The 23,883-nt window shown below is 30.9% G+C and carries 20 protein-coding genes; 2 read left to right on the forward strand and 18 right to left on the reverse strand.

Annotation, left to right across the window (positions count from 1 at the left end; translation table 11 throughout):
• Positions 1–4: 4 nt before the first annotated feature.
• The 17 genes from ACU68Y_RS05240 to ACU68Y_RS05320 form a co-directional block, all read right to left on the reverse strand.
• Positions 5–931: an ABC transporter permease gene (locus ACU68Y_RS05240; protein WP_002837239.1), complete on the reverse strand. Its 927-nt coding sequence runs from the start codon at positions 929–931 to the stop codon at positions 5–7.
• Between the two features lie 72 nt (positions 932–1,003).
• The gene (locus ACU68Y_RS05245; RefSeq protein WP_035112929.1) at positions 1,004–2,659 is read right to left on the reverse strand and encodes a peptide ABC transporter substrate-binding protein; all 1,656 of its coding nucleotides are present in this window, start codon (positions 2,657–2,659) and stop codon (positions 1,004–1,006) included.
• Positions 2,660–3,193: 534 nt separating this feature from the next.
• Complete coding sequence (locus ACU68Y_RS05250) at positions 3,194–4,210, reverse strand: threonine aldolase family protein (RefSeq protein WP_012290926.1); 1,017 nt, start codon at positions 4,208–4,210, stop codon at positions 3,194–3,196.
• Positions 4,211–4,298: 88 nt separating this feature from the next.
• The gene (locus tag ACU68Y_RS05255; RefSeq protein ID WP_304140019.1) at positions 4,299–6,059 is read right to left on the reverse strand and encodes a DUF4153 domain-containing protein; all 1,761 of its coding nucleotides are present in this window, start codon (positions 6,057–6,059) and stop codon (positions 4,299–4,301) included.
• A gap of 94 nt (positions 6,060–6,153) precedes the next feature.
• Positions 6,154–6,621: a methylated-DNA--[protein]-cysteine S-methyltransferase gene (locus ACU68Y_RS05260; RefSeq protein WP_446755574.1), complete on the reverse strand. Its 468-nt coding sequence runs from the start codon at positions 6,619–6,621 to the stop codon at positions 6,154–6,156.
• Positions 6,622–6,654: 33 nt separating this feature from the next.
• Positions 6,655–7,353: a hypothetical protein gene (locus tag ACU68Y_RS05265; RefSeq protein ID WP_446755573.1), complete on the reverse strand. Its 699-nt coding sequence runs from the start codon at positions 7,351–7,353 to the stop codon at positions 6,655–6,657.
• The gene (locus ACU68Y_RS05270; RefSeq protein WP_446755572.1) at positions 7,319–8,206 is read right to left on the reverse strand and encodes an ABC transporter; all 888 of its coding nucleotides are present in this window, start codon (positions 8,204–8,206) and stop codon (positions 7,319–7,321) included. The genes ACU68Y_RS05265 and ACU68Y_RS05270 overlap by 35 nt, the downstream gene beginning before the upstream one ends.
• Positions 8,207–8,214: 8 nt before the next feature.
• A complete protein-coding gene (locus ACU68Y_RS05275) occupies positions 8,215–8,727 on the reverse strand; it encodes a phosphatidylglycerophosphatase A family protein (RefSeq protein WP_154274218.1) in 513 nt (170 codons plus the stop codon).
• A gap of 57 nt (positions 8,728–8,784) precedes the next feature.
• Positions 8,785–9,717: an ABC transporter ATP-binding protein gene (locus ACU68Y_RS05280; protein WP_060790326.1), complete on the reverse strand. Its 933-nt coding sequence runs from the start codon at positions 9,715–9,717 to the stop codon at positions 8,785–8,787.
• Positions 9,714–11,309 (reverse strand): ABC transporter permease, encoded by a 1,596-nt coding sequence (locus ACU68Y_RS05285; RefSeq protein WP_446755571.1) that lies wholly within the window; start codon positions 11,307–11,309, stop codon positions 9,714–9,716. The genes ACU68Y_RS05280 and ACU68Y_RS05285 overlap by 4 nt, the downstream gene beginning before the upstream one ends.
• Before the next feature lie 78 nt (positions 11,310–11,387).
• Positions 11,388–12,461 carry an ABC transporter substrate-binding protein gene (locus ACU68Y_RS05290; RefSeq protein WP_080685039.1) on the reverse strand — a complete coding sequence of 358 codons (1,074 nt, stop codon included), beginning with the start codon at positions 12,459–12,461 and terminating at the stop codon, positions 11,388–11,390.
• A 108-nt stretch (positions 12,462–12,569) separates the two neighbouring features.
• Positions 12,570–13,292 carry a hypothetical protein gene (locus ACU68Y_RS05295; protein ID WP_446755570.1) on the reverse strand — a complete coding sequence of 241 codons (723 nt, stop codon included), beginning with the start codon at positions 13,290–13,292 and terminating at the stop codon, positions 12,570–12,572.
• 111 nt (positions 13,293–13,403) lie between these two features.
• Positions 13,404–15,743: a cell wall-binding repeat-containing protein gene (locus tag ACU68Y_RS05300; protein ID WP_446755569.1), complete on the reverse strand. Its 2,340-nt coding sequence runs from the start codon at positions 15,741–15,743 to the stop codon at positions 13,404–13,406.
• The gene (locus tag ACU68Y_RS05305; protein WP_446755568.1) at positions 15,743–16,858 is read right to left on the reverse strand and encodes a YibE/F family protein; all 1,116 of its coding nucleotides are present in this window, start codon (positions 16,856–16,858) and stop codon (positions 15,743–15,745) included. Before ACU68Y_RS05305 ends, ACU68Y_RS05300 begins: the two co-directional genes overlap by 1 nt.
• Before the next feature lie 102 nt (positions 16,859–16,960).
• On the reverse strand, positions 16,961–18,100 hold the full coding sequence (locus tag ACU68Y_RS05310) for a YibE/F family protein (RefSeq protein ID WP_446755567.1): 1,140 nt from the start codon (positions 18,098–18,100) through the stop codon (positions 16,961–16,963).
• A gap of 110 nt (positions 18,101–18,210) precedes the next feature.
• Positions 18,211–18,666 (reverse strand): iron hydrogenase small subunit, encoded by a 456-nt coding sequence (locus tag ACU68Y_RS05315; RefSeq protein WP_227930505.1) that lies wholly within the window; start codon positions 18,664–18,666, stop codon positions 18,211–18,213.
• Positions 18,667–18,750: 84 nt separating this feature from the next.
• Positions 18,751–20,325 carry an ATP-binding cassette domain-containing protein gene (locus ACU68Y_RS05320; RefSeq protein ID WP_446755566.1) on the reverse strand — a complete coding sequence of 525 codons (1,575 nt, stop codon included), beginning with the start codon at positions 20,323–20,325 and terminating at the stop codon, positions 18,751–18,753.
• Between the two features lie 222 nt (positions 20,326–20,547).
• Here ACU68Y_RS05320 and ACU68Y_RS05325 point away from each other — a divergent pair, with 222 nt between their 5' ends.
• Complete coding sequence (locus tag ACU68Y_RS05325) at positions 20,548–21,990, forward strand: threonine synthase (RefSeq protein ID WP_446755565.1); 1,443 nt, start codon at positions 20,548–20,550, stop codon at positions 21,988–21,990.
• A gap of 92 nt (positions 21,991–22,082) precedes the next feature.
• Complete coding sequence (locus tag ACU68Y_RS05330) at positions 22,083–23,234, forward strand: iron-containing alcohol dehydrogenase (protein ID WP_446755564.1); 1,152 nt, start codon at positions 22,083–22,085, stop codon at positions 23,232–23,234.
• Between the two features lie 32 nt (positions 23,235–23,266).
• Here the strand turns inward: ACU68Y_RS05330 and ACU68Y_RS05335 are convergent, their stop codons facing one another.
• Positions 23,267–23,755, reverse strand: coding sequence for an ATP-binding cassette domain-containing protein (locus ACU68Y_RS05335; protein ID WP_446755639.1), 489 nt, complete (start codon positions 23,753–23,755; stop codon positions 23,267–23,269).
• Positions 23,756–23,883: the final 128 nt, after the last annotated feature.

Raw genomic sequence — 23,883 nt, forward strand, 5'->3', positions numbered from 1 at the left:
TCCCCTAATCTATAATTTTAATTCTTGGATCTGCTATACCATATAAAACATCTACAACTAATTGAGATACTAAGAACAAGAATGCATAGAAAATTGTTGTACCTATAATCATAGGATAATCTCTGGCAGTTATAGAGTTTACAAAATAACTTCCCAAACCTGGTATAGAATACATACTTTCAATAATGAATGATCCAGTAAAGATACCAACGATTTGTGGAGCTATAATAGTGATGATAGGAAGGATAGCATTTCTAAAAACGTGTTTTCTAATTACGTTAAAGCCTGATACACCTTTTGCTTTTGCAGTAAGTATGTAGTCTTCGTTCAAAACTTCCAATACATTACTTCTCATATATCTAGCATATGTAGCTATAGAACCAAAGCATAATGCTATTGAAGGCAAAATTGTATATTTAATTTCGTCTCCATATCCTGAAGTTGGAAACCAGTTTAATTTTACTGCGAAAGCGTATTGTAAAAGAGCCCCCAAAATAAATACCGGTATAGTAATACCCAAAATAGCCAATACACTGATAATATAATCTGGCACTTTACCCCTGTTTAAGGCCGCAAGAATACCAAAGATAATACCAATTGTAATACCTATTACCATGGCTTGTCCACCAATTCTTCCAGATACTGGAGCAGTTTGAGCTATAGTAGTCTTAACTTCTCTACCTGGATATTTGTATGAAGCACCTAAGTCTCCGTGCAATGCATTTTTTAAAAATATTGCATATTGTGTTGATACTGGTTTATCCAAACCGTATCTAGCTTTGTAGTTTTTAATTGTTTGCTCTGGAAGAGTTTTACCCATAGCAGACAATGGATCCCCTTGAATATTATGCATCAAGAAGAATGTTGCTGTTGTGATTACAAATAATGTAAGCACCATATACAAGATTCTCTTTATAAGATATTTTAACATGAGTCCTCCTATATACAATTAGTAGGCTGTTACAAATTATTTGTAACAGCCTGCCATTTGCTACTAGTTATTTTATTTTTTTTCTAAATAAGTGTCTTTGAATCCTGCTGTTGAGAATTGGTTTAAGTTAATATGTTTTACATAATCTTGATAATACATATTTGTAGTACCAGAAATTATTGGAATAATAACTGTTTCATCAGCAAGAATTTGTTCAGCTTTCTTATACAATTCAACTTGTTTGTTTTTGTCTTTTTCTTTGGCAGCGTCTCTGATTAATTTATCATATTCTTCGCTCTTCCATCCAGTTCTAACTGCGTTAGCACTTGAAGTGAATAGAGACATCATTGCTGATGGGTGGTTGTAGTCAGCAGTCCATGCTAAATAACCCATTTGGTAATTACCTTTATTGATTTTACCAGAAAGGATAGCCCATTCCATCATTTCCAATTTAACTTTAACTCCAAGTTTGTTTTGGAAGTTTTGTTGGAAATATTCACCGAATTTTTTCAAGTCTGGTGAGTTAGTCATAATCAAGCTTACTTCTAATTTAGATGGATCTGGATCCATTCCTAATTCTTTAAGACCTTCTACTAATAATGCTTTTGGATCGCCTAATTTATCAGCCATTTCTTTAACAGGGTTTCCTGCCATTTCTCTGTATTTCAAATCTTCAATTGTAATAGCTTTTGGTACCCAGAAATAAGCTGGAGCTGATTTTCCTTTAAGAACTGTTTTGTTGAAGCCTTCTCTGTCTAAAGCGATGTTGAATGCTTGTCTAACTTTTTTGTTCTTAAATAACTTATCTTGGTGGTTAACTGCGAAGTAATCTACTGCTGGAATATCAATTTTTTGAGTCTTAGTTCCTTCTCTCTTATCGAACTTAGAAGTCCATTCTGGTTTGTTTGTACTTACACTCATAACTTCTCCAGATTGGAAAGCATTCATCATTGTGTTTGTATCAGTGATAACTCTTATGTTAACTTTTTCTAATTTAACATTGTCTTTGTTCCAGTAATCTTTGTTCTTTTCAAGAACTAATTTAGAATTGTGAGTCCATTCAGTTAATTTGAAAGGTCCGCAACCTACTATTGTGTTAGCTTCAGAACCGAATTGTTCACCGTGTTTTTCAACTATGTCTTTTCTTTGTGGGAAGCATACTCTGAAAGGTACGATGTTAATGAAATATTGTGCTGGAGCACCTAATTTAATTTCCAAAGTTTTGTCATCAAGAGCTTTAACTCCTAATTTATCCAATGGAGCTTTTCCTTCGTTAACTTCTTGGAAGTTAGCGATATCAGCTAGTAAGAATGATGAACCAGAACCTGTCTTAGGGTCTACAGTTCTTTTAATACCATATTCAAAGTCTTTTGCTGTTAATGGTTGACCATCTTCCCATTTTAAACCATCACGTATTGTGAATGTGTAAGTCATAGCATCTTCAGATACTTTCCATTCTTTAGCTGCTGCTGCTTCTGGTTTCAATGTTAAGTCATCATTTTGAACCAATCTAATAAGTGGTTCATATACGTTATTAACAATTGTATTACCATAACTGTCGCTACCTTTTTGAGCATCAATAGAGTCAGGGTCAGCGCTTAAGAAAGTATTATATACTGTGTTTTCTCCTTTAGCTCCTCCGTCTTTTGATCCTCCATTTCCACATGCTGTACCAGCAACCATTAAGCCGGCTAACATCAAGGCAACAAACCTTTTCTTGTTTCTCATTTACAATTCCTCCTTAAATATTTTAATCATATGAGAAAATCCGAATTAATCGTGAATACATATTTAAAATTAAATAAGTTCTAGTCTTCACGTTTTTCGTAATTTCATTATAACATGAATTTATGAAAATGATAACATGAAGAACGTTTTTTTCAAATATTTTAATATTAAATTGTTATTTTATTATCGTGTTCTGTTTTTTTATAAAATGTTTCGTTTTATTTTTCTTTTGTGTAATTGAAATATTTTTGTAATATTCTGTATTTTATTGAGATATTGTTTTCATAAAATTATCATTTGATATTTATTATCATATCTGTTCTGAGTGAAATATTTTAACATTTTTTTCTAATATTTTTGTGTTTTTTGTGTGAAATATTTATTTAATGGAATTATGTACATAAAAAATGAGATATTTTAGGAATTTATAGTGTCAAAGCATTTAGTGAATTTTTCTAAATCATTGTAACTTATTTGTAATATTTTTTTATTTTTTAATCCCATTAAAAAATACGACCTTTTATGGTCGCATTTTTATAAATCTTTTATCAATTCATCTACCATGTGCTCTTCGGTAGACCAAGATGTACAAATTCTTATATTGATATAATCATCTGTTTTGTAGTTTTCGCAAAAATTATATTTATGTTTTAATCTGTGATATCTTTCATAATCCATGTTTACGAATATCGTATTGGTGGTTGATTGTGTAGCTAATTCATAATTTTGTTCTTGTAGTCTGTGTCTAATTCTGTCAGCTTGCTCATCAGCTTTTTCTGCTAATTTGAATATCAAATCGTCAGTGAATAATTCTCTAAATTGAATTCCTAAAAATCTGGATTTGGCAATTAACATTCCCGAACCTTTTATGTAATTTTTGAAATGAAGTTTGAATTCATCATTGTTTAATATCAACGCTTCTCCAAACATCGCACCACATTTTGTTCCACCAACATATGTCGCATCTACTATATCGCAGATTTCTTTTAGTGTTAAATCGTTGTTCTTTGCAGCAAGAGCATACGCAAGTCTTGCACCATCCATAAATAAATACAATCCATGTTTGTCACAAACTTTTCTGATTTCCATAAGTCTTTCTTTAGTATAAATTGTTCCAGACTCCGATGAATTGGTTATGTAAACCATTTTAGGAATTGGTTTATGGAAATACGCTGGATCATTCATTCTTTCTGAGACAAACTTATCTATTACTTCTGGAATTAATAATCCATCTTCATCTTCTACTATTTCTATTTTATGACCAATATCTTCAATAGCGCCAGTTTCTAATGTGTTTATGTGTGCATTGTCACATGCAATAACGCTTTCAAACGGTCTTAAAGATGTTTTGATTAAAAGTTTATTGCAAGCTGTAGAACCGTGCAAGAAGTAAACATCTTGATCCGAAATTTTCCTTTTTATGAGTTCTTTTGCTTGATGAGTGTATTCATCGTTGCAATATCCTTGTTGTTGTACCATGTTGGTTTCTTCAAGTGCTTTTATAATGTTTGGATGAACTCCTTCAAGATAATCGCAGTTAAAATTATACATAATTTTCTCCTCAATTGACAATAATTAATTTGTTAAAATACAGATTTATTATAACACTAGATAAAATTTTGTAAAGAATATTATTCAATTATTTTGTGTACAAACATTTGATTTGATAAGTCATTTTTTGTCCACTATCATAAAAACTATCCACTCTTTCAAGTATAGTTTTATATTTAGTTTCGCCAATCACACCTTCATCTACAATGGATAAATCAGGATTTTCCGTGTCAATATCGGGACCTTGTTCATTCCAGAAATCTTCTAATTTGTTTCTAAATTTTTCGATATTTAGTTTACCTATTTTTTTGCCTTTGTATTGTATAACAATTACGTTTGATTTTTTAGAAAACGTAACTTCTGGATTTCCAGTGTTATTTATGCTTTGATTAGTAAAATCGTATTCGAATACTATGTTTTCTAGAAGTCTATCGTATCCTGTTGTATCAATTTCTAATTTATTGTTTGCATAAAATCTATTTTTACCATACAAAGATTCAAATTCATCGCCTCTAAACCCAAATACTCTTTTCATATTTATTTCCGAAGTTGTGAATTTTTCATCCAAAAAAGCCAATTCTTTTGCTGAGTGTTTTCTTGTAAAATAGTCAAGCTTATCTTTTATTTCTTTTATTTTAGCTGGATTTATATTTTTTTGTGGTTTTATTTCGCCATTTACAAGAAGATTTTCTTCGATTAACATTTTTTCCAATCGGTTTTTTTGATCAATTTTACTTATATTGTACGCAGAAACAGGTCCAACTGATGATATTAAAGTTAATATCAACAGCGTTGTAGGTATTGTGATGTATGTCTTTTTGTTGAAAAACAAATAGTAAATCATCGATATTACGATAAATATTCCGCCCATCACTACCATATATCTTCCTTCTGTTATTCCGTAATATGAAATTCTAATACCTATTGAGTAGAACATCATACCCGAAAGTATCAACAATATTATAGGTTGAACTTTATCGTAGATTTTTATGAATTTGTCTTCAACTGTTTTTGATACAAACAAAACCACAACTGAAAGCAATCCATACCACAAAATTAGATTTGTGATTATATTATTAGGAATTGTCTTTAATACTACTACTTTTATTATATAAAGAAGCAAAATCGATCCGTATATCAAAAATAATGGAGCAATTATTCTTGTAAATAAAAACTTAAAAGGCAAAAGCCATTTTATTTTCAAATTTTCTTCGCAATATTTTAACGGGAACTTGGATAGAATTATAGTTGCATTTAGTAAAAGGAATATTACTACTGCACATGTAACTATTAGATTGCTAAGATTAAAATTTAGTTTGAACAATTCTTTTGTAGTGTATAAAATCGCAACAATTCCAACGAAAATCGTTACGCAATAAATCAACGATTCTATTATTGCCAAAATAATTTTGACCGCATAATCAGCGTAATCAATTTCTGTGTTGAAATGGCCTGCTACAAACATTCCAATGAACAAAGCAAAAAACAATCCCATTTGTGTGATTTGGTTTTTAAGATAAAGTGATTTGTCCACTTTTATTATTAGAAAATAGCACAATAATCCAACAATCACAGATACTATTGCATACACCACAGCTTTTTGGCCATTTGTGATTTCTATGTTTTTATCCGTAATAATCAGTTTTACAATCATGTAGCTCATGGCAAAATACAATGATGAAATAATCAAATCTACAATCAATGTGCTGTTCAATACATTAAATTCGATTTTCCATATTTCCATAATCGAAAATATTGTAGCGATAAATATAGCAAGTAGTACCATAGGATAAATTTTAATTGTTTTTACTAAAGTCTGTAATTTTGATTTCAAAATTTCTAGTTTCATAATTTCCTCCCGCTTTTCTTTATTATATCACTATAAATATTAGAAAAACGGCTAGAAATTATTTGTTGCAATTTCGTAAACATTTCTTTATATTTCACAGATTTTTCGTTGATTTTTCTATATCCAATAAGAACTTTTTCTTATCTATACCAAATTTGTATCCAGTAAGCTTATTATTTTTGCCTATCACTCTGTGACAAGGTACCAAAATCATCAAATCATTTGATCCAATAGCTTTTCCAACTGCCCTAGCAGATGTTTTTGTGTTGTAAATTTTTTCGTATTTTTCTTTGATGTCAGTGTATGTTGCAGTTGTACCATAAGGAATCTCGTACACAAGCATCAATATTTTGGTTGCATAATCAGATTTTTCGATACGAAAATTTTCAAATTTTCCAATAATTTCCCCCGAAAAATAATCGTCCAAGTACGATATGCATTTTTCGATTATTTCATCCGTACCTTCTTCTACGAAATAATCTACAAATTCACATTTTATTATATTTTTTCCATCACTTTGGATGAGGATATTGCCTAATTTTGATTTATAAATTTTTCTCATAAAAAAAGCCCGGATTGCTCCGAGCTATCTCCTTTATTTTACATTTAATCCTTTTATGAAGTTCGTAAATAATACCGATAAAATAATTGCTACTACTCCAGCTCCCAAATATACAAACATATTAAGTCCACTGAATAGTTTGAATGCTGATATTAAACATTCTGAGAAGAACACATTCACAGCGATAATAATCGCAGTAAATAATATGAATATCTTCACAGCGCCAAGTTTATAAGCTAAGAAAATCAACGAATTGAATGCAAGGCTACATATAGATGTAATCACAAAAACCTTCGGCATGTATGACAATAATGAACCTTTTGTGAACACTCCTATCTTGTCATAATAAATTTCGATTTGTCTGGCATGCAAATATCCTGACATTATTCTCGTTAAATATATTATCCCGATTATAATTGCAAATACCAGCACAACGTTGAAAATTCTTTCAAATATCGTCGCTTTTTTAATTTGTTTTCTGTGATAGGATGATTCGATATCCATTCCAAAATCTTGGAAATAATCTTTGCTTGCTACTAATAAAAAATAGAAAGTGTTGAACAAGAACATCGCAACTACGTATGTGAATAGTGGAAGTTTCCCGAAATCGAATTTCCATATTTTAAAATAGGAAAGTCCTCCAATAATTGCAAGTATAACTACTGATACCAGAAGGGTATAAAACGCGTACGCCAAACTAGTCGACAACTTCTGTTTTAACAGTCTTTTCATAATTTCCCTCCTCAATCATTGTTATTAATTCATCTAATGGTAATTGTTTGATTACACATCCATTATTTTCAAGTAAAATTCGTTCATCCTCGTTAATATCATCGAACATTTTGATTTCATCTTCTAATCCATCCGAAGTTCTCGTCAAAAACCTTTTGTAATTCATAGCAGTTATAATTTCCTTTGGTCCACGAACCACATTCGCTTTTGTAAGAATGTTGTGCTTAGAATCTTTGAATTTAATTCTTCCATTTTGCATTAACACCAAATAATCAAAGAATACTTCTTCCACAATTGGAGCCGAAATCAAAATCGTATTTCTGATTAATTCTTGGCGTTTTTTCATTATATCAATGAATTCCAAAGAAAGTTTCCTGTCTGCTATTTCAAAATTTTTCAATAACACAACTTTTTTGTTCGTAGCAAGTGCCGCAGTCATAAGAACTATGTTGCAGTAATCTTCCTTCAAATCCTCTAATCTTGCAAATTCATCAATTGCAAATCCTTTAAGAACAGAATCCACAAATTCTTCATCAAAATAAGGGCTCAACTTCTTCTTTAATTTAAGATACTTCTTCACCTTCATAGAAGAATTGTAATCTTGTAAAAATGTTGAAAATTCAACTTCATTAGTTAGCTTCGGATTCTTTAGTACGTTCTCTTTTTCTTCAAAGCCGTACAAAAATTCTCCATTGTATTTAGTTGTAAAAGAACCTAAAATATCGAACAACTCATCAATATTTTTGTCGTGACCTGTAAACAAATATATGTAACCTTCTTCTATTTCAAGGCTACAATCCAAGTCAATCTTCTTGAATCTTCTTTTTTTGTTTATGTTATCTATCGTATACATAAAATCTCCTATTTAAATCTCGAATGAGATAATCTACTTGCCGCAGCCGCTGCAATCGCAGCCACTATATCATCCAAAAACGTGTTAACGCAATCAGTTTTCTCCACGTCTAATTCCTTTATAATTCCGATTTTTTCCTTATCCAAATACCCAAAATTAGTAAAACCAATCGAACCGTACACGTTAATAATAGACAAAGCCAACACCTCATCGATTCCATAAAGACTTTCATCTGATTCAATAATCTTTTGAATAGGATCGTCGAATAATTTCTTGTCGCAAGCCTTGTCAATTGCAATCCCTGTCAAAACGCATTGCAACACTTCTCGTTTTTCTAGAACTCTCTCTACATTTTCAGTGCAAAGTTGCATTGTCAAATTAGGATAGTATTTTTCTTGTAAAGTAAACACTATTTTTGAAATATCTTCTATCTCAACGCCTCTTTCTTGCAATTGGCGAATTGTAATTTCTTTTAATTCTTGAATAGTATAAGGATATTCTGAAACTTTTTTTCTGCCCATGCTACCTCCTCGTAATATCTCTATACTATATTTTACCCAAAATTCAAGTCTTTTACTCTAATTTGTCGGTAATTTTCTTTTAAAATATATAACTTTTACTTTATCTCCAATTTCATTTTTAAAATCATTGTTGAGCATATAAGAATCGATAGTTTTGTCATCTAATTGTATCTCAACTTTTACGCTTGAGCCTTGGAACACAATATCCTTGATAATACCATCTTCTCCTTGTTCTGAAATTTTTACATCTTCTGGTCTAACGTAATATCCTTCAAAAATATTTTTATCACCGATAAAATTCAACACGAAATTATTTTCCGGATTTTTGTAGATATCTAAAGGATATGAATGTTGTTCGATTTTACCTTTATTCATTAAAATAATATCATCTGCTAACTCAAAAGCTTCGTTTTGGTCGTGTGTTACGAAAATCATGGTAGTTCCTAAATTTTTTTGAATATTTTTGATTAACAACCTCATGCTAACTCTCAATTTTTGATCCAAATTGCTGAGAGGTTCATCTAATAGCAAAAGTTTTGGACTCAAAACCAAAGATCTTGCAAGGGCGACTCTTTGTCTTTGTCCACCAGATAATTCGTCAATCATCTTTTTCTCATGACCTTTTAATCCAACAAGATCAATCATTTCATTGACCTTATTTTCAATTGTATCTTTGTCCATGTTTTTGAATTTCAAACCATAAGCGACGTTTTTGAACACATTCATGTGGTAAAAAAGCCCATAAGATTGAAATACTGTTGTTATATCTCTTTTTTCAGCAGTCAAATGAGTAATATCTTCTCCATCCAAAATAATTTGTCCGGAATTAGGCTTTACAAAACCACCAATCATGTTTAGTATCGTGCTTTTCCCACAACCTGAAGGCCCCAAAATACACAACATTTTTCCTTTTTCCAAATCAAATTCTACATTATCAACTACTGTTTTATCTTCGTAAATTTTAGTAAGGTTTTTAACACTCAAAATCATTTTTTATCTCCTATTTTTGTTAACAAATAATATCCACCGTTTACTACAAGACATATCAAAATTATTATTAACGCAATCACTGAACCTATATTGTAATTACCACTATTTATAACATCAAACATCACAAGTGTTAAAACTTTTTGTCCTGGATAAACCAAGAAAATAATCGAACCAATTGTCGTCATTGTCGCAGTAAACGCATTGATGAATGTAACAGTAAAGCCTTTCTTAGTTAGTGGAAGCACAATATCTTTAAATACATAAATGAAATTGGCACCCAAATCCTGTGCAGAATTGATTTCATCTTCGCTGATTGATAATACATGGCTGTTCATAACTTTTGTTGAGAATGGCATTTGTTTGAATAAAACATTCAAAACTACAATTGCACTCGTTCCTACCAACAAAAATGGTTTGTGATTGAATGCCAATAAATACCCCAATCCAAAGAAAGTTCCTGGCAAAATATATGGCAAATTTGAGATATAGTCGGCAATTTTTATCACCTTACTCTTTTTGATTATAGAGTAGTAAGCCATCAAAAGCCCTATCATACTTCCAAAAAAAGCACTAATCAAAGAGTACACAATACTTCTTGTAATTGTGTTTGTGATGTATGATTTGGAATTTCTGAAATTTTCAAAAGTAAATGTCAATACGTTGTTTTTCATTTTTGTAAATGCCGATAGAATTATTGATGCATATTGAATCACAAGCCAACTCAACAAAAACACACTTATAGCACACAAAAAATAATAAACAAAAGATTTTTTGTCTATAATAAAATCTCCCGATGAATTTGAATTAACGCTATTTTTTCTCATCGATTTGTTGTAAATAATGAACATAATAACAGAAGGAATTAAAATCATTATATTGATAACAGCTGCCGTTTTAATATCTCCTTTGCTAATAACAGCCATGTATCCTTCGCTCGCCAAAACATTAAACTTTCCACCTATAATTGCCGGCGTTCCAAAATCTGCGATTGAACGTATAAATGTAAGAAAAAACACCGAAATCAATGTGTTTTTTAGTTGCGGAATCAGAATATCGATTACAACGTGATTTGTATTGGCTCCTAAGTCGATTGCAGAATTTATAGAATCTGAATCCAAATTATTCAAATACGATATTACCATCAAACAACTTAACGACAAAAACCCCAAAGTTTCCATTAAAATAATCCCTGTCATTCCATAAGGGTTAATGTTTAATTTCAACAAATTATAAGTGATAAATCCTCTTCTTCCAAATAAATATATGTAAGACAAACTCGTTACAAAAGGAGGCGATATCATCGTAACCAACAAAATTGCGCTGATGATTTTTTGATGAATTTTGCCACTCAAAAAACAATATAAACCGATAATTGCTGAAAAAACCGTAGTCAAAACCGATACAATAAAACCAACTGTAATTGAATTCACAAACAGATTTTTGTTTTCTTTAAATACATTTAATATAAAATCTATTGAATTGCCTCCATCTGCAGTGAATGCTTCTTTAAATACATACAAAAACGGAAGTCCAATAAACACGAATATGAGTAGGAAAATTATGTATTTAATAAATTTATCTAATATTTTCATAATTTACTCCATTTAAAACAAGCACCCGTTAAGGTGCTAGTAAAATGGGAGAAACCTGATAGATTTCTCCCTATTAAATTACTTATTTTTTACAAATTCTGAGAATTTATTTAAAATAGCTTCTCTCTTTTCACCAAAAGTAGACAAATCTTGTTTGATTAAGTTTTCTTTTTTCAAACCTAAATCAAGACCTTTGATTCCATCTTTAACCATTTGGTTAGAATCTTTTCCGTCTATTTCTGCTAACATTTGTAAAGATTCATCTTCTAACATGAAATCGATGAATGCTTTTGCAACTTCAGTGTTAGGTGAATTTTTGAAAATAGCTACTCCTTCTGGAACCCATGGAATACCATCTTCAGGATATACAACAGTTAAGTTGTTATCTTTTGCTGTATCAAACGCTGATTTGTCAACTGGAATAATACCAATTCCAAATTCTCCAGCTGCTGTTTTTTCTTGAGGATCTTTTCCTCTTTTGCCGTAGAAACTGATGTTATCATTTAATTTAGATAAATAATCCCAACCTTTTTCTTCGCCGTATTTGTCCAACAATCCTTTAACTGCTGCATAATTTGTACCAGAAATTGAAGGATCGCTCATGATTACTTCACCTTTGTATTTTGGATCAGCTAATTCATCCCAAGTTTTTGGAACTTCTAAGTTTTTAGATTTTAATACTTCGTTGTTTGCTAAGAAACCAACAACTGTGATACCTTTTGATAACCAATAACCATCTTTGTCCTTGTAATCGTCAGGAATTTGTTTTAAAGCTTCAGATTCATATTTTTCTAACATATCGTCTGATTTAGCCTTCATGAAAGCATCGATTCCGCCACCAAACCATACATCAGCCATAGCCTTACCTTCAGCTTTTGCTCTTGATAAAACTTCTCCACTTGACATAGATAAGAATTCTACCTTAGCTCCTGTTTTTTCAGTGAACTTGTCAAATAATTTTACGTATTTGTCGCTTGTTGCAACAACATTCAAAGTTTTACCTTCAAATTTCTTAGCACCTTCTGTTTTTTCTTCTGTCTTTGTTGTTTCTTTTGATGTCGTTTCTTTTGATTTATCATTTGATTGACAAGCAGTCAATGCAAAAATCAACATTAATGAAAGACTCAACATCTTCAAAAATTTGTTTTTCATAATACCTCCATGATTTTATTATTTTTAACATTAGATAGTATATATTACTTTGAAATATTTTACAAATATAAATAATGGCTCCTAATTATTGGAGCCATTTCGTGTAAATTATTTCTCAATATATGATTTTATAAAGTAATTTCCGTCCTTATTTTCAAGTGTAAGAGTCGCATAGTTGTTTTTTAATACCAAATCATTGCCTTTGATTTCTCCTTCAGTTGGATAAAAAGTGCCTATGCCAACATCGCTTACAAATGTATAATAAGCGTTGTTTTCTTTCAAATACAAGCACATTCCTTTGCTTTTAACATCGTCTGAAACAATCCCTGCGTATTTTTTCAACGTAGCATCTACGAGATTCTTGTCTATTTCAACTAACGGCATTAGTTTAGCTGATAATTCGAATTCTGAAAAACTATCTAGTTTTTTCAATTTTTCAAGAGTAGTTTTGAATTCATCAGAATTTTCTTCCAAGACTTTACTTGGAAAATATTTGATAAAACTATCCAAATCCATTTCTTTTGGATCGTTGTAACTTCCTGCCTTGAAGAAATTCGAAGTTATGTTTATATTTCCATCAAATTCTGATCCAGGAAATTTTTCCACAAATACTTTTTTAATTTGATTGACCTCGTCATCTGTAAGCTTTCTATCTTTTCCTGTCTTTATCCCTTTAAAAGCTTGTTCAAAGTAATTTCCAACCCATTTTTGTTGTTCTTCAGTTAATTTGATATTTTCTTTTTCCACATTATTTTTACTACAAGATGCTAGAAATATTATCGCAAATAATAAAACAACCGAAACTTTTAAAAACTTATGTAATCTTTTCATAAATACTCCCCCTTTGTTTGAGTAATTTATACCCAGATTTTTAAAATTCATAACAAAAATATCCCCTCAATATAAATTGAGAGGATACCTAAAATTTAGAAGTTTATGGGATTACTTTATGATATTTGTTAATTGAGTAATTACATCTTCGGATACTGATTTTTCTCCACCAATTACATAAGATTTGTTGAATTTAGTATCTTTGATGAATTGTTCTGTTTTTTGTCCTAATTTGTCTTTGTTAGTAAGAAGGATTGCACCTTTTTGTTTTGCTGAGAATGGTGCTGCAACTAATGCGTCCGCAAAGTTTTCGCCACTTGCTACTACGACAACTTCTTTTGCTCCAGAATATTTTGCAAGAAGAATACTTGTTTCGTATCTGTCAGCTCCGCCAATTCTGTTAACTGTAGCATTGGAGATTTTTTTGATGTTAGCTTTTGTGCTTTCAGATACTGATTTTTCACCACCAGCTATGTTTATTAATGATGCTTTTGATGATTTGATAACATCTTCAACCGATTTGTCGATAGCGTTAACTCTTACTAAAAGTATTGGAGCTTTGTCTTTTTCAGCTGCGTTGTTAAGTGATAATGCATCGGCATAATTTTCACCACTCGCGATTTCTAATGTTGTTGTCTTATCGTTGATAAGTTTAGCTGAGATTTGTGCACTTGTTTTGTATCTGTCAATTCCTGAAAGTCTGTCAACTTTGAAGTTTCTCTTTTCTAATTCTTTTTTCAATCCTTCATCGACAGATTTTTCTCCACCGATAATAGTGATTTCTTTAGCTTTTAATCTAGCAATTTCACTCATTACTTCTTTACTAATTGAATTAGAAGATACATACAACAAGGATGCGTTGTTTGCTTTTGCAAATGGAGCAGCTGTCAAAACGTCAGAATAATTATCTTGGTTAGCTAATACGACTTTGTTAGTTCCTTCTTTGAACATTTTCTTAGAAACTTCGATAGCTGTTTGTACTCTGTTTTGTCCAGAAATTCTTTGAACATTTTCATTTGTAGTGTTTGCAGTTGATTTTTCGATTTCAACTTGATCAACAACTTTTAATGAATCTGTTTCATAAGTTGTAGCAACTATTGACTTGTCAGTCACTTTAACTTCTGTGAAGTTTGGCTTGTAATGTTGGTCTCTAACTGCCATGTAGTCTTTGAATTCTACTAAATCATAGTGTTTTGAACCTGATGCAGAGTTTGCAGTTAAATATAATTGTCCTTTTGGGTTTACATATTTTGATGGAACTTTACCTTCTTCTTTTGATTTGTCAGTAAAGTTTCTTTCGCTTTCAATTGCTATTCCACCATCCATCATACGACTTCTAGTGTATACGTGGTCGTGACCTGCTACTATTAAATCAATACCGTATTGTTTCATCAATGCTGGATATTCTGCTCTTCTTTTAATGATATCATCGTCATTCGCATGAGTTGCTGCAGAATAAATTGCGTGGTGGAAGCCAACTACTTTCCATTTGATTTTTTGATTTTTTGTCATTTCAATTGCTTTTTCAATTGTAGCTTTGTGTTCAGCAGTATTCATGTTGTTAGAATTTAATTGAATGAATAACGTATTATTGTACACGAAATAATAGTTGGAACCTGCTTCTGTTTTTCCTTCAGCTTGAATGTTAGGAAGTGCAAAGTGCTGTGAATATGAATTTGCTTGTGAATCGTGGTTACCAATTAACGTTGCAAATGTAATTCCTTTTGCGTTTTCTCTTTCTATATATCCACTGTATTCTAATTCTGATTTAGATGTATATTCGTTGATTTGGTCTCCCAAACTGTACAAGAAACTCATTTGTGGAACTTGTTTTTTGATAGTTCCCAATGCTTTTTCCCATTTGTCTCTGTCTGCGTAGAATTTACCAGCACCAATTTGAGGGTCCCCGGCTAATACAAATGTAAAGTCTCCTTTTGGTTGAGTTGTAAATTCGAAAACTTGAGATTTTTTGCCATTACCATTGTAAACTCTGTACATGTATTTAGTATTAGGCTTTAAGTTTTTAATATTAACTTGAGAGTTTGACATATCTTTAAGTTCATACAAATCTTTTAAAGCTTGATCTTTCATATCTTTTTCGATTTTTACTTTTGCGTTTGATTTGTCATTGATATCAAATGTTGTGTTCTTGTCAGAAGTTACAGCTTTGATTTTCGTTGCATTTGAAAAATCTTTTTGATCATTTGCTTCTACGATTTCCAAATAACCTTGTTCTTTACTCTTGCTGTACCAAGTGAAGTTTCTTTCACTTTGGTCTTTACCTATAGTCAAGATTGGAAATCTTATTTGAGATTCATCTTGAGTTTGTGTTGCTGTTGTGCTAACATCATTTTTTACATTAGTTTCAGCGAATGTAGTTGTGTATGTAGCTGTTGTAGCTATAGAAAATACCATACCCAGTGCTAATAACGCTTTTGCCGTTTTGTTCATTAATTTTCCCCCTTAAGATTATATATAATTGATGAGAATAATGATGTCACTGGCACCATTATAATCACAACGACCGTACCTATTATCCCTTTTGTGATTTCCACTGAAAAGAAATCAGAATTTACAAGCTGATTAAAACTTACTCCGTGCGATATCAAAACCATAATCGTCACTAGAGAAGCCCCAATAAATGCAAACACCAACGTGTTTACCATTGTTCCAATAATATCTTTACCTATATTCATTCCGCTTTGAAAAAGCTTCTTGCTATCCAAATCTGTATTTAATGATTTAATTTCTTTCAAAGAAGATGAAATCGACACACTAACATCCATTGAAGCACCAAGAGATGCAATGGAAACTGCAGAGAATAATAAGTTTTCAATCCTAAGTCCCCACGTTTTTCCTATCAAAATCAACGTTTCTACATTTTCCATATTGTGTCCAGAAACATACAAAACTTTTCCAATGATTTTGACCATTATAGCCGCTATCAAAAATGAAGTTCCTATCGATATCATATTCACCAAAGTCATTTTACTGTATCCATACAACACCACTAGAGAATAGACTGCACACAAAATTACAGTTATAATCGTAATCAAAATATTATTGTATCCATTCATCAAAAGCGCCACATCAAAAAATAAAATTATGTAAATACTTACAAATAAAGCTATCGCACTTTTGAGGCCTTTTATCCCAGCAATCACAGCCAAAAATATTACAAATAATGCTATAATCACAAAAATTCTTATACTTCTATCGTAGTTGTACACGGAATAGTAATAATCATCAGTTGAACCTGAATTTTGATTTTGAATTAGAATAACATTACTTTCTTTGTGAACTTTAATGCTGTGTGTGTTCACAAGTTCGTTATCCAACTCCACAACTTTTCCAGTTTTTAAAATCTTAGCTTTAATCTTCTGAACGCCGACAGGTTTAGAATTGTCCGGATAATCTAGCGATTCATCCACAACTTCCACAACCTTCGCCCTCAGATATTCAACTCCCTTGTAACTAATCAAGCTCTCATTATCATCTAATTTCCTATTCAAAAAGAAAATTCCTACCAAGAGCAAGATTAAAATTACATTAACAATTTTCTTCAATATTTCATCACCTATTACATTGTACGATTAAAATATTAAATCCATGTTTTCCAATGTTAATAAATTGTAAAAATTTGTTAAAAAAACATTAAAAAAAGCATATCATTTGATATGCTTAAAAAAACTATTCTCATTGTATATTTTCGATGCAATGAAAGAAGTCACTGGAACCATTATAATCACAACACTAATTCCAATTAACGCTTTCGTAATTTCCACTGCAAAAAAATCAGAACTTACAACTCTATTAAAAGTATTTGTTCCGTGCAATATAAAAATCATTATGCTCACAAGTGACGATCCGATAAATGCGAATACTAATGTATTGACCATTGTTCCTATAATATCTCTGCCAATACTCATCCCACTTTTAAATAATTTTTTGCTCGATACATCTTTATTTAACGACTGAATTTCTCTTAATGCAGAAGCTATCGATACACTTACATCCATTGACGCTCCCAAAGCTGAAATAGCAACAGTTGAAAACAGTAAATTTTCAATATTTAATTTCCATACCTTTCCTATTACGAGTATCAGTTCTCCGACATTTTCCAGATTATACCCCGAAATATTAAGTCCAATACTCATTAATTTAACCAAAATACTCACAAATACAAATGATACCGAAACCGAAATCATGTTGATTAAACTCATTTTCGAATAACCATATAATATTAAAGTAGAATATATTGTACACAAAATCACAGTTAAAATCGTAATCAAAATATTATTGAATCCATTCATTATAAGAGAAATATCGAAAAACAAAATTATGTATATACTAATCACAAGAGCAATCGTACTTTTTATTCCTCTACTTCCTGCAACAATTGCTATGAAAATTATAAATATCCCCATCCATAAGATTGTACTAAAACTTCTATCGTAATTATACATCCTGTAAAAAGTTTCAGAATTGTGATGAGGATTTCTACTTTTCGCCAGAATTACTTTGTCGTTCTTTTTTACTAAAACACTATGCGATGCTTCTAGTTTATTCTCCACATTCACAATTTCTCCAGTTTTTCTAATTTTCGCTTTGATGTTTTGTATTCCAACAGGTTTTGAATTGTAAGGATAATCCAGAGTTTCATCTACAATATCTACTACAGTAGCTTTTATATAATCAAGCTCAATTCCATCATAGCTTACCAAATGGTCATTATTTCCCCATTTTAAATTTATTATAAAAATCAGAGCCAAAATTAGTCCTAAAAATATATTACAAATTTTTTTCAATTATTCACCAACTCCATCTATATATAATACTACAATTTTTTTAGTTTGATAATTGGTTTCAATAAAAAAGTTCCTCGGCAATCGCCAAAGAACTTTTATCTATTATTGAATTAATATTTTTCTCTTGAAGAATATTCTGTGTGAAGCAAATGATGTGCTTTTTCTGAACCAGGAGCATCCAAATACTCATTGTAAATCTTTTTGATAGATTTGTTTTCGTAAGATCTTCTGATTGGTTTGTCCCTGTCTTCTGTGTGAATAGCCTTCATTCTCTTTTCTAATTTCGAAACATTTCCTCTAAGAAGTGGTTGACCAGCTCCGCCGATACATCCACCAGGGCAAGCCATGATTTCTATAATTTCGTAGTGAGCTTTTCCATCTCTAATTCTTTCCAAAAGTCTTCTCGCATTTGCAAGTCCACTTGCAACAGCAACCTTAACTTCTTTTCCTAAAATTTCGATACTAGATTCTTTGATGCCTTTCATTTCTTTAAGTTCCTTGAACTCTAATTGTTCAAGGTCATCACCAGTTAACATATTGTAAGCAGTTCTCACTGCAGCTTTCAATACACCACCACTTGATCCGAAAATTAATAAAATATTAGACAGAATCACATGTTAAAAACGAGCTGAAATTAAATCAGCTCGCTTTTATTTTACATGCATTGTTTTGTTGCAATATTTTTGTACTTTTTTATCATGACTAATAATGAACACGATTTTATTGTCGATATCTTTAATAAAATTCGAGAAGAAATCTTCCTGTGATTCTAAATCCAAATTACTTGTTATTTCGTCAAAAATATAAACATCGGCATCTCTCATTAGACTTCTAACGATGGATACTCTTTGTTTTTCTCCTCCAGACAAGTTTTCTCCATTTGCCAAAATTTCTGAATCCAAATTTTTATTCTTCAATACAGGCTTCAAAACATCCATTGACAATATTTTTTCATCGATAGATTTGTCTTTGACTGTATCCACCAAAATATTTTCCCTCAAACTTGCAGGAATGATAAGTGGATTTTGTGGAACATATGCGACCTTTTCTCTTAATTCATCCAAAGATAATGAATTAACGTCCTTTTCGTTGATAGATATTCCATCGACATCTCTGATATTCAACAACGAACGTAGAAGTGTACTTTTACCTGCACCACTTTTTGCGTCTATGTATACGATATCTGAAGGATAAAATTCTTCATTAATTTCAAATTTGAACTCAGTGTCCAAAATTTTCACAACAGGATTTTCAAACTTCACTTTGCTAATAGTATTTTCAACGGCAATCCCGTCTTTGTTTTCTAAATTATCTAAAATATTTTCCTTATAAAATCCAGAATCCACCTTCAAATTCGTTAAGTCGATATTTACTCCATTTAATGAATACAATGAGTCGAAGAATACATTGATAACCAAGGTAAACACCACAATTGAGTATAACTTAGCGTTTCCAATCGTAACATTATAACTTATCCATATCAACAAAGCGTTTTGCACAAGCTCGTTAAACATTCTAATACTGCTACTTGCTGCACCTGCGAATTGATTAACGCTTTTGTGCGCTTCAAAAATTTCCACGATTTTCTTGTTGATAAGATTATCAAAACCATCAAACTTGGAGTATTGTTTCAAAAAATCTGGATTGCTGTAAATATTGTTAAAATCTTGGTAGTTTTTGGAAGTAATCGCAGATAATGAAACACATTTTTCGGATAACTTCTTATTGATTAATTTAAATCCAAAAAATGTAAATGGTATTATCGCCAGTAAAATCAAACCATAATAAATATTTTGGATTGAAACAAAAATCAAAGATCCAATAATTATCAAAATCGAACTAACCATTGTATTTACATCGTCAATCAAAAAACTGTAAATAGAATTAGTCAACTTCGAAATCTTCGTTATCAGTGAATTGTTTCCCAAATTTATCATAGTATCGTACTTCACATGAAATAAATCCTGCATAAAATTATCCAAGTTTTCTGAATTCACATTCACTGCTACTTTTTCTTTTAACAAAATCAGCCCTATTTGGATAAAATAATTTAACACCATTATCCCAAACAATAAGTACAAATCACTTCTTTGAATGTTGGTAATATCTCTGAAAATCTTGTTACTTAAAAATGGTACTGACAACGTCGCCACAACCATAATTAAACTCATAATCAAAGATACTGCCATAAACTTGATGTTCTTTTTAAGAATTACTTTTATCATAATGCCCTCTCTCCTTCAAATTTATAATTCTTACCCAAAGCTACAATCAATTCTATTGATTAGAAAACGCTTTACTATTATTATACTCTTCAAAAAAAATAAACAATAGTTATAAGCTTTTCATTATGTTTTTGGCATTTTTTACTCAAATTTTATCAAAATTTAAAAAGATTAACTTAAATCTCATAAAATGATATAATTAGAATAATATTAGGAGGAAATATGAAATTTATTAGCACTAGGGATAATTCAATAACTATCGATTCTCAAGAAGTAATCTTCAATTGTATAAATGATGATATTTACGTTCCTTTGAATTTAGATAATTTGTACGATATTGATGTTCTTAGAGATATGACATATAACGAACTTGCTATATATATTTTGAAGCATTTTTTAACTGATATCGACGAAGATTCAATATCAAGCATTGTAAATAACGCTTACGATGGAGATGAGCCTAATGTTTTTTTGAGAAAAACAAATGATAGATGCTACGTTGAACTTTTCAACAACAAAAGTCTGTCTTATAGGGACTTGTCATTGAGTATTATCTCTAAATTTATAGATATTAATTTAAATAATAATGAAGATGTGAAAAACTTATACTTGTTCACAGCTTCTACTGATATTTCTGTGTCTACGATTGAGAATTTCAAAAAGATGAACACAAAAGTTTTCGTGTTTTATCCAAATAATATCTCAGATATCGAAAAATCAAAATTATTATCCACGCTTTCCGATAATATCTGTGCAATTGGCGTAGATGGTGATTTTTATGAATGTAAAAAATTGGTGGATAGTTTGATAAACGATTCTGATATCAAAAATTTGATTGCACAAAAAGAATCCGTGATTTCTACGTGCAATTCTTTGAATATAATCAGAGTTCTCACTCAAGTTATTTATTATTTTTACAGTTATGTGACTATGGTAAAATACGGAGAGATAGAAGCCGGAAAAAGAATCAACGTAAGTATTCCTACGGAAAATTTCGGCAACATAATGGCTTGTTTCTACGCAAAAAGAATGGGACTTCCTATTAATAAAATAATTTGCGCTACAAAAACTCCATTATCTTTCAAAAAATTCTTGGATACGGGAGAATTTGTATATGACGAAGTTTTCGGTGAAGAGTCAACATCATTTGAAAGATTGGTCTTGGCAAATATCGAAAGATTACTTCATCATTTGATAAATGATCACGAAAGAATTAGAGAGATTTTTACAGATTTTAGAGAAAACAATAAGTTTACTTTGTATCCTGAAGAACTACAAAAATTGAGTTGTATTGAAACGTACAGCTTGACAAGTGATGAGGTTAGTCAGAAAATTTTGAGATTATTCTTGGAATGTCAGTATCCATTATCTCCTCAAACCGCAACGGCTTCTCTCGCCTACGACAAATACGTTATCGATTCTTATGATTACACTCCTTCAATAATTATGGCTACAACTTCTCCATATTCATCGACAGATAAGCTTTTGAAATCATTTGGGTACAATGAAGATTTGGATATAAATATGGCTTTGGAAAAATTAAACTCTTTTATCAAATCGCCTATTCCCGATAATTTACAAAACATCAAAAAAATTGACACTAAAACTTTTAGTTCAACTGAAATCAAAGATATAGTTTACAAAAAAATACAAGAAATGAATTAAGCGGCGTAATTTTACGCTGCTTTTTGTTTTAAATAAATGATTAACGGATATATATTTATATGAGTAAATTTGAAATAAAACAAGGGGGCATTATGAACAATTTTACATTTTACAATCCTGTAAGAGTACATTTCGGTAAAGGTCAAGTTACAAATCTAGCCGATGAATTAAAGAATTACAATAAAATTTTAGTAACTTATGGTGGAGGAAGCATCAAGAAAAATGGCGTCTACGATGATGTTATGAAAAATTTGAAAGGCAAAGAAGTTTTTGAACTTTCTGGAATCACTCCAAACCCAAGAACTGACAAAGTTTATGAAGGAATTAAAATCTGCAAAGAAAATGACATTGATTTTATACTAGCTGTCGGCGGCGGATCTACATTGGACTGCTCAAAAGCAATCGCAATGGGTGCAAAAACTGATGAAGATTTCTGGGATTATTTCTTCGAAGAAAAAAACAAACCAACTGACGCTATCAAACTGGGAACAGTAATAACAATGGCTGGAACTGGTAGTGAAATGGACGGTAGTTGTGTAATTTCAAATATAGAAAGAAAGAAAAAATACGGCTACGGGCACAGATTATTGTATCCAGTATTTTCAATAATCGACCCAACATACACATATTCACTTCCAAAATATCAATTAATCAGTGGAACTTGCGACATGTTCAGCCATATAATGGAAGAATATTTTTCAGAACCAGATTACGAAAACACAACAGATAATATATCAGAAAGCTTGATGAAAACTGTAATCGACAGTATCAGAGTAGCTCTCAAAAATCCTGAAGATTACCAAGCTAGAAGCAATCTAATGTGGGTAAGTACACTTGCAATCAACGGACTTACTGCCACTGGTAAAAGCTCAGATTGGTTAAGCCACAAATTGGAACACACATTATCCGCATATTTTGATGTAACTCACGGAATGGGACTTGCAGTGGTCCATCCAAATTATTTGAAATTTGTCTACAAAAATCATTTGGAAAAATTCAGAAGCTTTGCAATCAATGTGTGGAATATAGATCCAGAAGGAAAAACAGATGAAGAATTAGCACTAGAATCAATCGAAGCACTACAAAACTTCTTCGAAGAAATCGGCGCTCCAACTACACTTCGTGAACTTGACATTCCAAAAGACAAAATCAAAGAAATGGCTGAAAACACAGCTGCATATAAAACAAGCTACTCAGATTTGTCAACATCAGACATCGAAACTATATACAATAACGCTTATTAAAACTAAAATCTGCCTTGAAAAAGGCAGATTTTTTAGTGAGATAAAATTATTTCTTTATTGTAGTTTTTAATTATATTTTTATGGTCGACAAAAATAACTATTCCTTCAATTTCATCAAAAACTTTCAGAAATTTTTCAGTTGATTCGCTATCCAAGTGATTGAATGGTTCGTCAAATATAAATATATTTGAGTTTCCTATTAGCGCCCTATCCAAAGTTATTTTGTGTTTTTCCCCACCAGATAGACCATTAACATCTGTTTTCATTAGTAACTTGTTATCTGTGAATACAGTATCTATTTTATTCTTTCCAAGGAAAATATTCTCTTTCACAGTAGTTGGAAAAACATAAGAGTTTTGACAAAAATAATTTATGTTGATATTCTTCGCATTATTTAACTCTGTGTTGTTAATACTAATATTTCCATTATAATCGGTATAAATGTTACTTAAAATTTTAATTAAAGTTGTTTTTCCAGTTCCATTTTCTCCAGATATTTTAACTTTATCTCCTTTTTTTATAGACGAATTGTCAAATCAAATGCAACACTTATGGTAAGAAACCAAAAAGTTCTTCTTTAGGTGTTTTATATTGTATACATTTTCTAGGTCTATTATTCATTAAACTTAAGTTATCATTTAAATCATTA

It is taken from the genome of Finegoldia sp. P1-F-LS, from assembly GCF_052932205.1.

Bases quoted from the DNA above. Each gene is read 5' to 3' on its own strand.
- ACU68Y_RS05240 (WP_002837239.1), bottom strand. From the start codon at position 931: ATGTTAAAATATCTTATAAAGAGAATCTTGTATATGGTGCTTACATTA.
- ACU68Y_RS05245 (WP_035112929.1), bottom strand. From the start codon at position 2,659: ATGAGAAACAAGAAAAGGTTTGTTGCCTTGATGTTAGCCGGCTTAATG.
- ACU68Y_RS05250 (WP_012290926.1), bottom strand. From the start codon at position 4,210: ATGTATAATTTTAACTGCGATTATCTTGAAGGAGTTCATCCAAACATT.
- ACU68Y_RS05255 (WP_304140019.1), bottom strand. From the start codon at position 6,059: ATGAAACTAGAAATTTTGAAATCAAAATTACAGACTTTAGTAAAAACA.
- ACU68Y_RS05260 (WP_446755574.1), bottom strand. From the start codon at position 6,621: ATGAGAAAAATTTATAAATCAAAATTAGGCAATATCCTCATCCAAAGT.
- ACU68Y_RS05265 (WP_446755573.1), bottom strand. From the start codon at position 7,353: ATGAAAAGACTGTTAAAACAGAAGTTGTCGACTAGTTTGGCGTACGCG.
- ACU68Y_RS05270 (WP_446755572.1), bottom strand. From the start codon at position 8,206: ATGTATACGATAGATAACATAAACAAAAAAAGAAGATTCAAGAAGATT.
- ACU68Y_RS05275 (WP_154274218.1), bottom strand. From the start codon at position 8,727: ATGGGCAGAAAAAAAGTTTCAGAATATCCTTATACTATTCAAGAATTA.
- ACU68Y_RS05280 (WP_060790326.1), bottom strand. From the start codon at position 9,717: ATGATTTTGAGTGTTAAAAACCTTACTAAAATTTACGAAGATAAAACA.
- ACU68Y_RS05285 (WP_446755571.1), bottom strand. From the start codon at position 11,309: ATGAAAATATTAGATAAATTTATTAAATACATAATTTTCCTACTCATA.
- ACU68Y_RS05290 (WP_080685039.1), bottom strand. From the start codon at position 12,461: ATGAAAAACAAATTTTTGAAGATGTTGAGTCTTTCATTAATGTTGATT.
- ACU68Y_RS05295 (WP_446755570.1), bottom strand. From the start codon at position 13,292: ATGAAAAGATTACATAAGTTTTTAAAAGTTTCGGTTGTTTTATTATTT.
- ACU68Y_RS05300 (WP_446755569.1), bottom strand. From the start codon at position 15,743: ATGAACAAAACGGCAAAAGCGTTATTAGCACTGGGTATGGTATTTTCT.
- ACU68Y_RS05320 (WP_446755566.1), bottom strand. From the start codon at position 20,325: ATGATAAAAGTAATTCTTAAAAAGAACATCAAGTTTATGGCAGTATCT.
- ACU68Y_RS05325 (WP_446755565.1), top strand. From the start codon at position 20,548: ATGAAATTTATTAGCACTAGGGATAATTCAATAACTATCGATTCTCAA.
- ACU68Y_RS05330 (WP_446755564.1), top strand. From the start codon at position 22,083: ATGAACAATTTTACATTTTACAATCCTGTAAGAGTACATTTCGGTAAA.